General features: G+C 67.3%; 13 protein-coding genes. 3 read left to right on the forward strand and 10 right to left on the reverse strand.

Going from position 1 to position 13,087, the window contains the following annotated elements; translation table 11 throughout:
* Positions 1-73: 73 nt before the first annotated feature.
* Positions 74-535 (reverse strand): DNA repair putative endonuclease MmcB, encoded by a 462-nt coding sequence (mmcB, locus tag AC1RMY_RS25150; protein ID WP_492869273.1) that lies wholly within the window; start codon positions 533-535, stop codon positions 74-76.
* A 164-nt stretch (positions 536-699) separates the two neighbouring features.
* On the opposite strand from mmcB, the gene AC1RMY_RS25155 reads away from it, so the two are divergent.
* The gene (locus AC1RMY_RS25155; protein WP_492869274.1) at positions 700-1,719 is read left to right on the forward strand and encodes an MraY family glycosyltransferase; all 1,020 of its coding nucleotides are present in this window, start codon (positions 700-702) and stop codon (positions 1,717-1,719) included.
* Positions 1,716-2,645, forward strand: a complete 930-nt coding sequence (locus tag AC1RMY_RS25160; protein WP_492869276.1) for an NAD-dependent epimerase/dehydratase family protein — start codon at positions 1,716-1,718, stop codon at positions 2,643-2,645. The genes AC1RMY_RS25155 and AC1RMY_RS25160 overlap by 4 nt, the downstream gene beginning before the upstream one ends.
* Here AC1RMY_RS25160 and AC1RMY_RS25165 read toward each other — a convergent pair.
* The 3 genes from AC1RMY_RS25165 to AC1RMY_RS25175 all read right to left on the reverse strand — a co-directional run bounded on the left by AC1RMY_RS25165 (position 2,569) and on the right by AC1RMY_RS25175 (position 6,894).
* Positions 2,569-4,533, reverse strand: a complete 1,965-nt coding sequence (locus AC1RMY_RS25165) for an SDR family NAD(P)-dependent oxidoreductase (RefSeq protein WP_492869278.1) — start codon at positions 4,531-4,533, stop codon at positions 2,569-2,571. The two genes, AC1RMY_RS25160 and AC1RMY_RS25165, sit on opposite strands and share 77 nt — an antisense overlap.
* Before the next feature lie 72 nt (positions 4,534-4,605).
* The gene (locus AC1RMY_RS25170; RefSeq protein ID WP_492869280.1) at positions 4,606-5,202 is read right to left on the reverse strand and encodes a TetR/AcrR family transcriptional regulator; all 597 of its coding nucleotides are present in this window, start codon (positions 5,200-5,202) and stop codon (positions 4,606-4,608) included.
* A gap of 210 nt (positions 5,203-5,412) precedes the next feature.
* Positions 5,413-6,894 (reverse strand): cobyric acid synthase, encoded by a 1,482-nt coding sequence (locus AC1RMY_RS25175; protein ID WP_492869282.1) that lies wholly within the window; start codon positions 6,892-6,894, stop codon positions 5,413-5,415.
* A 306-nt stretch (positions 6,895-7,200) separates the two neighbouring features.
* Between AC1RMY_RS25175 and AC1RMY_RS25180 the strand changes: the two genes are divergently transcribed.
* Positions 7,201-8,349, forward strand: a complete 1,149-nt coding sequence (locus AC1RMY_RS25180) for an aminotransferase (RefSeq protein WP_492869284.1) — start codon at positions 7,201-7,203, stop codon at positions 8,347-8,349.
* Positions 8,350-8,357: 8 nt separating this feature from the next.
* Here AC1RMY_RS25180 and AC1RMY_RS25185 read toward each other — a convergent pair whose 3' ends face one another.
* From AC1RMY_RS25185 to hisF, 6 genes are all read right to left on the reverse strand, one after another.
* Positions 8,358-9,746 carry a hypothetical protein gene (locus AC1RMY_RS25185; RefSeq protein WP_492869286.1) on the reverse strand — a complete coding sequence of 463 codons (1,389 nt, stop codon included), beginning with the start codon at positions 9,744-9,746 and terminating at the stop codon, positions 8,358-8,360.
* 131 nt (positions 9,747-9,877) lie between these two features.
* A complete protein-coding gene (locus tag AC1RMY_RS25190; RefSeq protein WP_492869288.1) occupies positions 9,878-10,228 on the reverse strand; it encodes a RidA family protein in 351 nt (116 codons plus the stop codon).
* A gap of 73 nt (positions 10,229-10,301) precedes the next feature.
* Positions 10,302-10,748 (reverse strand): YqaA family protein, encoded by a 447-nt coding sequence (locus AC1RMY_RS25195; protein WP_492869290.1) that lies wholly within the window; start codon positions 10,746-10,748, stop codon positions 10,302-10,304.
* A gap of 16 nt (positions 10,749-10,764) precedes the next feature.
* Positions 10,765-11,739, reverse strand: coding sequence for a type I pantothenate kinase (gene coaA / locus AC1RMY_RS25200; RefSeq protein WP_492869291.1), 975 nt, complete (start codon positions 11,737-11,739; stop codon positions 10,765-10,767).
* Positions 11,740-11,791: 52 nt separating this feature from the next.
* Positions 11,792-12,109, reverse strand: coding sequence for a phosphoribosyl-ATP diphosphatase (locus AC1RMY_RS25205; protein WP_492869293.1), 318 nt, complete (start codon positions 12,107-12,109; stop codon positions 11,792-11,794).
* 164 nt (positions 12,110-12,273) lie between these two features.
* Entirely contained in the window at positions 12,274-13,038 is a 765-nt protein-coding gene (gene hisF, locus AC1RMY_RS25210; protein ID WP_492869295.1) for an imidazole glycerol phosphate synthase subunit HisF, read from the reverse strand.
* Positions 13,039-13,087 lie beyond the last annotated feature (49 nt).

Raw genomic sequence — 13,087 nt, forward strand, 5'->3', positions numbered from 1 at the left:
GGGACGACAACTTCCTCGCATCAGTCCAGCTCGCTTCAATCCGCATCTGGTTGCGAAGTTATGAGTCGGTCACCTAGACACCCGGGTCCTCGATCAGCGCCAAGCGGCCGGCTGCGAGCTTGGCGAAGGCGATGGTCAGGGCCTTGCGCCGCGCCGGTGCCAACGGATGGCGCGGAGCCTCGCGGATCAGCGCGCCGCCATAGGCGTCGGCGACGATCAATCCGACATCCTCGGGCAGGATCTCCTGCGGGAACTCGGGCGCGACGGCGAAGAGGAAACCGTCGCAATAATCGCGGTAATCCGGCCATTTGCCGTCGACGCGATAGTCTTCGATCCCCGACTTGACCTCGACCACTAGCAATTCGCCGGACGGCGCGAGGGCGACGATGTCGCCGCGCCGGCCATTGGCGAAGGTCATCTCCTTGACGATCGCATAGCCGCGCTCGCGCAGATGCCGCCCGGCGCCGCGGCAGACGGCACGGGTGATGTCGGGCCGCGCGGGCGGCGGATTGAGGACGGAATCGGGCAAGGGCATGCCGCATGTTCTCTCTTTGTCCGCGTCAAGGCAAGGATGTGTCGCCGATGGGTGAAAACGGGCTCTCCACTTGAGTTTTGAAACGGATTCACCGATCAGGTTGACTCAACCTGATCGGATCCGGCTCTAGGGAGTTCGCAATCACGTTCTGGTCCCCGCCCGCCTTGGAAATCGCTCTCGCCCCCATCCTGACCCTGCTCGTCTCGGCTGTCGTCTCGGCGGCGCTCTGCGTGCTGCTGCGCCCGCTGCTGGTCCGCTATGCGCTGGCTCGGCCCAATGCCCGCTCGAGCCATCGCGTGCCGACGCCGCAAGGCGGTGGCATCGCCGTTCTGGCCGGCGCCTTCCTCGCTCAGGGGCTGGCTTTGCAGCTCCTGCCGCCGTTGCCGGCTGCCGACAGCGGCGCTTTCGTCATGGCGGCGGCCCTTGTGCTGGCTGTGGTCGGTGCCTGGGACGACATCCGGCCGCTTTCGGCCGGGATGCGGCTTGGCCTGCAGGCGCTCTGTGTCGCGGTGGTGATCGTTTACGCCGCGCCGGATGTGCGGCTGTTTCCGGATCTGATGCCGCTGGCCGTCGAACGTTGCCTCGCGCTGCTCGCGGGCATCTGGTTCGTCAACCTGACGAATTTCATGGATGGGATCGACTGGATCACCGTCGTCGGCTTTCTGCCGCTGGCCGGTGCCCTTGCGCTCGCCGGCAATCTGGGGCTGATCGACCCGGCGACGGGGCTGTTGGCGGCCGCCCTGTGCGGCGGGCTGATCGGGTTTGCACCCTTCAACAAGCCGACGGCACGGCTGTTCCTGGGGGATGTGGGCTCGCTGCCGATCGGGCTCGTCACGGCCTATCTGCTCTACCGGCTCGCGGGCTCAGATGCGCTGGCGGCGGCGCTGATCCTGCCCCTCTACCACGTCATGGACGCCACGATCACGCTGCTGCGCCGGCTGGCGCGCCGCGAGAAGGTCTGGGAGGCGCATCGCTCGCACTTCTACCAGCAGGCGACGACGAACGGGCATAGCGTCTTGAGTATTGTCACACAGATCGCGCTGCTCAACCTCGCGTTGATCGGGTTGGCGGCAGCAAGCATCCTGATCCGCTCCTCGCTGGCGCAATGGGCTTGCCTTGCTGCTGCGATCCTCCTGACCGGACTGCTGCTGCGGCGCTTCTCGCGGCCGGCCCCCATCGCATGAACGGCGAGCGGGTCCTCGTCACGGGCGCCGGCGGCTTCGTCGGGCCGCATGTCGTCGCCGCGCTGAGGACGGCCGGCTACCGCGTGCGTGTCACGCAGCGCTCTCCGGCACCGGCCCCTGCCGGGATCGAAACGGTCGTGACCGGTGACCTCGCTTCGCCGGTCGACTGGAACCGGGCGCTCCAAGACGTCCAGCATGTCGTCCATCTCGCCGGCCTTGCCCATGCCGGCCCAGGCCTCGACGAAGAGCTCTATCGGCGCGTCAACACGCAGGCGACGCTGGAGCTGGCCGAGGCGGCCTATCGCGCCGGCGTCTCGCGTTTCGTCTGCATCTCCTCGATCAAGGCGCAGACCGGCGCCTTCGACGGGCCGCCCTTGCGCGAGGACGACGCGCCCGCGCCCGACGACGCCTATGGCCGCTCGAAACTGGCCGCGGAGCAGGGCCTGGCCCGGCTCGATTTCGACTGGGTCGCGCTGCGGCCGGTCCTGGTCTACGGGCCGGGCGTGAAGGCCAATATGGCGGCGCTGCTGAAGCTCGCGCGTCTGCCCGTTCCCTTGCCTCTCGGTGGGTTGACCGCACCACGCTCGCTGCTAGCGGTCGAGAACCTGGCCGATGCCGTGCTGTTTGCGCTGACGCCGGCCTGCCCGGCGCGCCGCGTCTTCACCGTCGCCGATCCGGAGCCGATCAGCATCGCCGCTATCCTGACGGCGCTGCGGGCCGGCATGGGGCGCGGGCCGGGCCTGATCGCCGTGCCGCCCGGCTTTTTGCGGCTGGCGGCACGCGTCGTTGGGCAGGAGGGCGCCTTCGTCAAGCTGAGCGGCAGCCTCGTCGCGCTGCCGGAGGGGCTGCTCAGGGCAGGCTGGCGGCCGCCGCTGGCGACGCAGATTGCTCTCGAGCGCCTGGCGGCGGCGCCTGGCGCTGGCTGAAATCGGGGATCGCCTCGTCGAGCACGGCGTCGGCGGCGGTGCGATCATCGGCCTTCAGCGCCGCCTCCAGCCGTGCGAGCCAGGCCTGCAGTCGGGCGCGGTTGGCGAAGACGGGCTTGGCCGCCATCACGCCGTCGAGGCCGGTCTCGGCCATCGGCTCGTCATGGGCGAAGAGGATTTCGTTCAGGCGCTCGCCCGGCCGGACGCCGGTGACGGCGATCTCGATGTCCTCGCCGGGTTCGAAACCGGCGAGACGGATCATCCGCTCGGCGAGGTCCATGATCTTGACTGGTTGGCCCATCTTGAGGACGTAGACGGCGGCCCGCTCGGCCTCGGGCCCGTCCGAGCGGGCATGCGAGGCTGCCGTCAGGACGAGGTCGCAGGCCTCTCGGATCGTCATGAAGTAGCGGATCATGTCCGGGCTGGTGACGGTCAGCGGCCCGCCGCGCGCGATCTGCGCCTTGAATTTCGGCACCACCGAGCCGACCGAGCCGAGCACATTGCCGAAGCGCACGGCGACCAGGCGCATCCCGGCCGCGGCCGCGACGAATTCGGCGTCGCGCGACTGGGCGTACATCTCTGCAAAGCGCTTGGTCGCGCCCAGCATTGAGACGGGCTCGATCGCCTTGTCGGTCGAGATCAGCACGAAGATCTTGGCATTGGCGGCGATCGCGGCATCGGTGACGTTGACCGAGCCGAAGATGTTGGTCTTGACGCCCTCGCTCCAGTCCGCCTCGAGATAGGGCACATGCTTCAGCGCGGCGGCGTGGATCACGATGTCGGGCCGGAATTCCGCGAAGAGCGGCGCGATCCGGGCCCGATCGCGCACATCCGCCAGCGCGCCGGAGACGACTGTGTCGTGGCCATGGACCGAGAGTTGCTCCGTGATCTGGAACAGGGCCGGCTCGGAACTCTCGACGACCAGGAGTTCGGCTGCGCCGAAGGCGGCGCAACGCAGGCAGATCTCCGAGCCGATCGAGCCGCCGCCGCCGGTGACGATGACGCGCTTGCCCCTCAGGAAGGTGCCGAGCCGTTCGCGGTCGATCTTGACGGTCGAGCGCACCAGCAGATCCTCGATCTCCAGCGGCGCAATTTCGGTGTCGCGAACACCCTCGCCGAGCGTCTCGATGCGTGAGATCGGCAGGGAGAGCTTGCGCGTGCGGGCGAGCCATTTATCGGGCTCCGCCTCCGGCAGGAGCGCGCTCGGCGTCGCGACGATGCGGCGGAAGCCCTCGCCGCGTTCGGCTGCGTCGCCCGCGATACGCTCGATATCCGAGAGCAGGCCAAGGACGGGCACGCCCCGGATCGATTGCCCGAGATCGTCGGCGCGGGGCGACAGGATGCCCTCGGGCCTGAGCTTGCGCATGGTGCCGGCCTCCATGGCGCGGATCACCATTTCGACCTCGAAGCCGCGCCCGAGCAGCAGGGCGGGCAGGGAAGCCTCGCGCGCCGCATGCCGGCGGGTGCGCGAAAACTTGAAATAGCGATAGGCGAGGCGCGGGCCCCCGAGCAGCGAGATTTGGACCAGCCAGTAGAGCGCGATGGTGATCTTGCCGAAATAGAAGGCGCCGTAGAAATTCGGCGCGACGAGCACATAGTCGACGACGAGCAGCGTCAGCGTCAGGATCGAGACCGCCTTGACGATGTTCGACAGGTCCGGCAGCGACGCGAACCGCCACTTTGAGCGGTAAAGCGAGAAGAACCAGTAGACGAGACCTGCATAGGCCACGAAAAAGGGGAGGAAACGCGGCAGGTAGCGCAGATGCTCGTCGAGCTGCCAGCCCTCGAACCGCACGACGAAGACGAGCCAGATCGCGAGCGCCGTGACCACGAGATCGTGGACGATGACGGCGAGTTTCTTGAAACTCTGCTTGAAGAGGCTGGCCATGACAGGCGGGGTATCCCGCTCCCTCAGCGGCTTGTCAACGCGGCCGCGGCGACAGGCGACTCGACAGGCCGGTCAGGCGCCGAGCTTCGGCTGTTCCAGCGCGGTCATGATGAAGTCGATCAACTCCTCTGCCGAGGGACCGGGAATCCGCTCGCACTGGGCCATCAGCAGCGGATGCTGGAAACGGAGCATCGCCGTGCGGATGCATTGCGTGGCGGCCATCGGATCGAGCGCGCGGAACTCGCCATTGGCGACGCCCTCGGCGACGACGCGGGCGAGCAGGGCGTCGAAGCGCTCGATATGGCCGAGGATCGCGTCCCAGCTTTCCTCCATCGCGGCGCAGACCATCTCCTGCATGCGCTGCTGGTCGGCGAAGCGCGCCTGATTGACCCTGTGCACGGTCAGCAGCATCTCGCGCAGCCGGCTCTTGGCGGGCCGGGATTCCGCGATGATGATCGACAGCGATTCCTCGAGCTCGCCCTTGAAGCGGGCGAGAACCGCCTCGTTGATCGACTTCTTGGAATCGAAGAAGCGATAGACGTTCGCCGGGCTCATGCGCAGCGACTTGGCAATGTCGGCAACAGTCGTCTTCTGGTAGCCGATGTCGCGGAAGAAGCGCTCGGCGGTATCGACGATGCTCTGCCTCGTATCGCGCTCGGGAAGACTCACGGCTCTTGCCTATTTTGCTGGGCCTGCGGCTGTCGGCGGGAATTGATCGCTATGACGAATTTCATCATTCGTCAACATCATGGCGAATAAGGCGTTTCAACAGGATGTCCTGCCATGTCCCGTCATGCCTTGATCTGGATCAGATCGGGGCCGAGGCTTTGAGGCATTCAACGCGCGGCGCGCCGGCCATGTTCCGCCTCCGGTGGGAGGTCACCCGTGCGTCGAGCGCCCGCGTGCCAGCGCCAGGATCGCCTCGATATCGAGATGAGCCTGCAGATGGGCGGCGAGCCGGTCCAGCGTCGCCTCGACATCGCCTTCATAGGATAGGCTCGATGGCAGACGCGAACCCGCGACAGCCCCGAGACAGGCGGCCCGCACCGTGTCCGCCGAGAAGACGCCGTGCAGATAGCTGCCGATCACCCGGCCGTCGCCACTCGCGGCGCCCTCCGCCCGCTCGCCGACCCTGAACGGCGCGCGCGCCGTGTCGGCGCCCTCCGTCCGGCCGAGATGGATCTCGTAGGCGCGGCCCGCCGATGCGCTCGTCGCATGGACGAAATCGACCTCGCGGACCGTCTTGGTCCCCTCCAGCACGGTCTCGACGTCGAGCAGCCCGAGGCCTTCGGCCTCGCCGGCCGGGCCTTCCAGCCCGAGCGGATCGCGGACCACCCGTCCGAGCATCTGGTAGCCGCCGCAGAGGCCCAGGATATGTCCACCGCGCCGGCGATGGGCGAAGATATCGATGTCCCAGCCCTGGGCGCGCAAGGCGGCGAGATCACGCAAGGTCGTCTTCGAACCGGCCAGGATGACGAGGTCGGCATCCCCCGGCAGCGCCTGCCCCGGCCTGACCATAGCGAGGTCGACGTCATTCTCCAGCTTGAGTGGGTCGAGATCGTCGAAATTGGCGATGCCGGGCAGGACGGGAACCGCGATCTTCAGCCGCGCGCCCGGCTTCCGGCCAGAGCGAATGTCGAGCCCGTCCTCCGCCGGCAGGCGCGATGCGTCCGAAAACCAGGGCACGACGCCGAGGCAGGGCCAGCCCGTTGCCTGGCGGATCGTTTCGACACCGTCGGCAAAGAGGGCGACCTCGCCGCGGAAGCGATTGACGGCGAACGCGCGGATAATGCCGCGGTCCGCCTCGTCCAGCACGGCATGGGTGCCGACGAGGCTGGCGATGACGCCGCCCCGGTCGATGTCTCCGACCAGGATCGCCGGCACGCCGACGGCGCGGGCGAAGCCGAGATTGGCGATGTCGCGGGCCCGCAGATTGGTCTCGGCCGGCGAGCCCGCGCCCTCGACGATCACCAGGTCGGCGTCGGCCGACAGCCGCTCGAAGCTCTCCAGAACCCTCGGCAGGAAGTCGCCGCGCCGTGCGAAGTCGCCCGAGGCGAGATGCCCGGCGACCTGTCCCTGAAGGATGATCTGACTGCCGGAGTCGCTTTCCGGCTTCAGCAGCACCGGGTTCATGTCGACATGCGGCGGGATGCGCGCGGCGCGCGCCTGCAGCGCCTGCGCCCGGCCGATTTCGCCGGCGGCGGTGGCGGCGGCATTGTTCGACATGTTTTGCGGCTTGAACGGCCTGACCTTCAGCCCGCTATCGGCGAAGAGCCGGCACAGGCCCGCGACGATCAGCGACTTGCCGACATTGGAGCCGGTGCCGAGAATCATGATTGCGGGGGTGCGGGACGTGGCCATGCGCCTGCTTAGGCGCCGGGCATCCGGCGAGCAACGGGCAACGCAGCGGCGGCAAGAGAGCAGGGATGGGGAGGAGGGTCACCGGTTCACGCCAATCCCCGCTACGCCAAAGGGGCGAAGTCGCAGCGGGAGCCCGTCGTGAACCGGCCGACTCACTAGATACTGACCAGTGATGAATGTCAATAATCATCACTTCGTATTTGATTGGGCAAATGCAGCGCGCTGATCAGCTTCCGACGGCGTGCGTCCGGGGGCTCGCCATGCTAAACGCGCCGCCTGTTTTCGAGCCGCAGGCGACCGACCGCGATGAATCCGATTTTTTCTGCCCTTCCGACCAGTGTCTTTGAAGTCATGTCGCAACTCGCGCGCGAGACGGGCGCCGTTAATCTCGGCCAGGGCTTTCCGGACGATCCGGGCCCGCTCGACGTCCGTCAGAAGGCGGCCGACGCGGTCGTGAACGGCTGGAACCAGTATCCGCCGATGATGGGCCTGCCCGAGCTGCGCCAGGCCACGGCGGCGCATTACAAGCGCTGGCAGGGCCTCGATCTCGATCCCGACAGCGAGATCATGGTGACATCGGGTGCGACCGAGGCGATCGCGGGCGCACTGATGGCGCTCGTCTCTCCCGGCGACGAGGTCGTACTGTTCGAGCCGATGTACGACGCCTATGTCCCGCTGGTGCGCCGCGCCGGCGGCATTCCGAAATTCGTCACGCTGACGCCGCCGTATTTCGGACTGAGTGAGGAGGCCCTGGCCAAGGCCTTCTCGCCGAAGACCAGGGTCGTGCTGTTCAACAATCCGCTGAACCCGACCGCGACGATCTTCAGCCCGGCCGATCTCGACCTTCTCGCCGATTTCTGTGTCCGCCATGACGCGGTCGCGATCTGCGACGAGGTCTGGGAGCATGTCGTCTTCGACGGCCGCCGGCATGTCCCGGTGCTGGGGCGACCCGGCATGCGCGAGCGCACGGTCAAGATTTCCTCGGCCGGCAAGATCTTCTCACTCACGGGTTGGAAGGTCGGACTGGTGATGGCGGCGCCCGCGCTGATGAAGGTGCTGGCCAAGGCGCACCAGTACATCACCTTCACGACGCCGCCGAACCTGCAAGCAGCAGTCGCCTATGGGCTCGGCAAGGACGACAGCTATTTCGAGGGGATGCGAGCCGATTTCCAGCGCTCGCGCGATCGTTTCGCCTCCGGCCTGGTCGGCCTCGGCTTCGATGTGCTGCCGAGCGTCGGGACCTATTTCCTCAATGTCGACATCACCTCACTGGGAGAAAGCGACGATGTCGATTTCTGCAAGCGGCTCGTAATGGAGACCGGGGTCGCGGCGATTCCGGTCAGCGCCTTCTACGCCGAGGGCGCGGTCAGCAGTGTCGTCCGCTTCTGTTTCGCCAAGCGCGACGCCACGCTCGATGCGGCACTGGAGCGACTCGCGAGTCGCCGCCCGCGCTGAAGCACTGCTTACCCCGCGAGCAGCCGGGTCGCCTGCTCGCCGGCGGCGACGAGCCGCTTCTGCAGCTCCACGGCGATCGGGCTGCGCTCCGCCGCTCGCCGGGCCGTGTCCGCCGCCGTGACCAGCTGTGCCAAAGCGCGCTGCGCCAGAGCCTTGTCCTTGCTACGCTCTGCGAGCCGGAGCATCGCCTCCGCCTGATTGCCGAGCGTCTGCGCCCAGAGCAGGGGTACGCTCTCGCGCCGGCGCTCTTCGAGGGCGGCGGCGAAGGCGACGATCGCCTCCTCCAGCACGACCGGCTCGCTATAGCGGTTGCCCATGGCGGCGAGCACGCCACCCATCTGGTCCTGGAGTTCGGCCCAGCGCAGCGGGTCGCGGGCGCGATCGACCGTCTTCGCGACACGGTTGAGGCCGTTGAAGGCGCGCTCCAGCAAGGCGAGGTCGTTCCGGCGTCCGCCGAGCGCCGCCCGGGCGCGCGAGATCAGATGCTCGGCCTGGAGCCAGCGCGCCTCGTCGGTGCCGCGATCCCAAACGGCGAACACCGTGGCGAATGCGGCGATCGCATCCTCGAGCAGCCCATCATCGGCGCGCGCCAGCCCGAGGGTCACAGCGAGCCGCCCGAAACGCAGCTTCAGCGCCTGCCAGAGTTGGGGCGCCTCGTCGCGGCGCAGATCCTCCAGCCCGGCTTCGCAATGAGCGAGCGCCTCGGCGCGCAGGTCCGCCATCCCGGTGATGTCCGCTATGCCTTCCAACGCGGCGGCCAGAGCTTCCTGGGTGCCGGCGAAGGCAACCGTATCCGCCACGCTGTCGAGGCCCTGGAGCAGGCGGCGCAGCGCGGCCATGGCGGCGTCATAGCCTTCGCGCCCGCCGAAATCCTCGCTGATCCGCGCCAGCGTCCTGGCCTGGTCGAGCGCGGCCGCCCGGCTGCGCTCGATATCGGCGAGGCCGATCAGGGCAGAGGCCTCGCCATAGCGCGCGGCAGCCTCGCGATAGGCCTCGGACGTCGTGCGCAGGAAGCTGAGCGCCCCTCGGTCGGCGCGATTCTCGCCAATCAGCAGCCGGCGCTCGAGCGGCAGCGCCGGGAGGTCGGTGGATCCGCCGATCGCATGCAGTTCCGCCTGAGCCAGCGCCTTGTCGGCATCGGCGAGACGGCCTTCGGCAATTGCAGTGGCAGCCGCGCTGCGAAGCCCGCGGATTGTCGCGTCGTCGAGTGGCATCGCAAGACGTGTGGTCAAGGCGAGGAGATCGAGCGCCTTGCGGTCGAGCAGGGCCTCGCCGGGTGCGGCTGCGCCGGGACGGCGCAGCCAATCGGCGATCATGGCCGCCAGAGCCACCGGCGGCAGGCCGTGGCGCCCCGCGACCCGCGCGATGAGAGCCGCAATATCGTCCGGCTGCTTCACGAGATGACCGTTCCCCTACCCCGCCGATTGAACAGTTCTTATGCGTAGGCCCGTCAAGATCACCCGGCCGGGACAGGATGGCAGTGTGTCACACCGGCGCGACACACTGCGCGTCGCTTACTTGGCCCCGCTCACTTGGCGGCGATAACCGCGATCTCGACCGTGAACTGCGGGGCGGCGAGCTTGGCCTCGACCGTGGCGCGGCCCGGCGTCTGCCCGGCGATGACCCACTTGTCCCAGACGCCGTTCATTTCGGCGAAGGTCGACATGTCGGACAGCCAGATATTGACCATCAGAAGCTTGCTCTTGTCGGTGCCGGCTTCGGCCAGAAGCCCGTCGATGATGCCAAGGATCTCGGCGGTCTGCTCGGCGACGCTCTTGCCTGCGGCCTTGTCCGCGACTTGGCCGGCCAGATAAACGGTATCGCCATGGACGACGGCCTTGGACATGCGCGGACCGACGCCGATGCGCTGAATGCTCATGATCTAATCTCCTGCAAAAGGGCGCTAGCTGGTAGCCCGTGCCGCGACCTTTCGCAAACGCAAAGACAAGCGATCAGGCCATCGCCGTCCAGCCTGCCCAAAGCGCCGCGTAGCGTGCGGCCTTCCCGATGAACACCAGCAGAACGAAGCGGCCGAGCGGATAATTCAGCGTACCGGCGACGAAGGTCAACGGATCGCCGGCGATCGGCAGCCAGGCGAAGAGCAGCGAGGGCCAGCCGAAGCGCGCGAACCAGCTCTGCGCTTGGTCGAGCCGGTGCGGATCAGGACGCAGGCGCTGCGGCAGCTTCTCGACACCATGCAGTGCGATCAGCCGCCCCAGCCACCAGTTCACCACCGATCCCGCCGTGTTGGCGAGACATGCCACCAGGAATAACGCCAACGGATCGACCGTTCGCGCGGCGAGCAGCCCGACGAAGACAGCCTCGGACTGGGCCGGCAGCAGTGTAGCCGCGACGAAGGCCGCGCCCGCCATGCCGGCGAGCGACCAGAACGCCTCCATCAGAGCGGCATATCGTCTAAAGCCGCCGCAGCGCGACCTGCTGGATGCGATGGCTCGCGCCCTTGGTCAGGATCAGGCTGGCGCGCTGGCGGGTCGGCAGGATGTTCTCCTGCAGGTTCGGCAGGTTGATGCCGGTCCACAGGCTCTCAGCGATCGAAAGCGCCTCCTCCTCGCCGATCTCGGCATATTTGCGGAAGAAGGAGCGCGGATCGCGGAAGGCCGTCTGGCGCAGCGTCATGAAGCGGTTGACGTACCAGCGATGCAAATCGTTCTCGTCGGCGTCGAGATAGACCGAGAAGTCGAAGTAATCCGAGACGAAGGGGATGACCGTGCCGTCCTTGGGCATACGGCTCGGCTGGAGAACATTGAGCCCCTCCAGAATCAGGATGTCCGGCCGTTCGACCGTCACCGTTTCACCCGGCACCACGTCGTAGACGAGATGCGAATAGACCGGTGCGGTCACCTGCGGCTTGCCGGCCTTGACGTCCGAGAGGAAGCGCAGGATCGCAGCCCCGTCATAGCTTTCGGGGAAGCCCTTGCGCTGCATCAGCCCGCGCCGCTCCAATTCGGCATTGGGCAGCAGGAAGCCGTCGGTGGTGACGAGCTCGACCTTGGGCGTGTTCGGCCAGCGCGACAACAGCGCCTTGAGCACGCGCGCCGTGGTCGACTTGCCGACGGCGACCGAGCCGGCGACGCCGATGATGTAGGGAACCTTGACCTCGGCCTCGGCCAGTAGGAAGCGCTGCGTCGCCTTGAACAGCCCCTGCGTCGCCGCGACATAGAGTGAAAGCAGGCGCGACAGCGGCAGGTAGATCGCCACGATCTCGTCGAGCGAGATCGGGTCGTTGATCGATTGCAGCTTGGTCAGATCGTCGACCGACAGGGTCAGCGGCGTATCGGCGCGCAGATGCGCCCACTCGTCGCGCGAGAACGAGCGATAGGGAGAGCCGAGCTCGGGATCATGCGGGGCGGGGATCACACGCTGGTCCATGAGACGACCCGCATTCCAGGCTTCGAGGTTCAACGCAGCACTAGCCTCGATCTCAACGGGGCCGTGCGGCCTTCTCCGCCAGACCGGAGCGCACGGTACGGGCCTCAAGCTGGCTCAAGACGTCTTGCAATGCAACATTTCGCGCCCTGAGTACAACCAAGAGATGATAGAGCACATCCGCGCTTTCGGCGATCAACTCGTCGCGATCCCCCTTCACCGCGGCAATGACGGCCTCGACCGCCTCCTCGCCGAACTTCTTGGCGCAGCGCTCTGGCCCGGCGGCCAGCAGCTTCGCCGTCCAGGATTCGTCGGGGGAAGCGGCTGCGCGCTCGGCGATGCGCGCTTCGAGATCGGACAGGGTGAAGGTCATGACAAACCCTTGTCATTCCGGGGCGCGCTGCAGGCGCGAGCCCGGAACCCACGACTTGGTGAGACAGCCGATACCCAGTTGCGAGCAGCTCGCCCGATCGTGGGTGCCGGGTTCTTCGCTATGCGAAGCCCCGGAATGACAGTCCGAAGGAGCCTCGTCACGTCTCAATCCAGCCGCATCGCGAGGCCGGCCTGCGCCATATGCGCCTTGGCCTGCCCGATCGTGTAGGTGCCGAAATGGAAGATCGAGGCGGCGAGCACGGCCGAGGCGTGGCCCTGCTTCACGCCGTTGACGAGATCGTCGAGATCGCCGACGCCGCCCGAGGCGATCACCGGGACCGTGACTGCGTCCGCGATCGCAGCGGTGAGCCCCAGATCATAGCCGACCTTGGTGCCGTCGCGGTCCATCGAGGTGACCAGCAACTCGCCCGCGCCGAGCGAGACGACCTCGCGCGCGAAGGCGACGGCCTCGAGCCCGGTGGCGTTGCGGCCGCCATGGGTGAAGATCTCCCAGCGCCCGGGCGCGACCTGCTTGGCGTCGATGGCGACGACGATACACTGGTCGCCGAACTTCTCGGCGGCCTCCTTGACGAATTGCCGGTTGGTCACGGCGGCCGTATTGATCGAGACCTTGTCGGCGCCCGCCAGCAAGAGGGCTCGGATGTCCTCGACCTTGCGCACGCCGCCGCCGACCGTCAGCGGCATGAAGCAGGCCTCGGCAGTGCGGGTCACGACGTCGAACAGGATGCCGCGATCTTCATGGCTCGCCGTGATGTCGAGGAAGCACAGTTCGTCGGCGCCGGCGGCGTCATAGGCCTTGGCGGCCTCGACCGGGTCGCCGGCATCGACGAGATCGAGGAACTTCACGCCCTTGACGACACGGCCGTCCTTGACGTCGAGGCAGGGAATGATGCGGGTCTTCAGGGTCATGACGGGGATCGATCGAAGCTGTCGGGCGAATGGCGGCGCTACTCTTAGA

The organism is Allobosea sp. GW822-FHT03F07, from assembly GCF_058801345.1.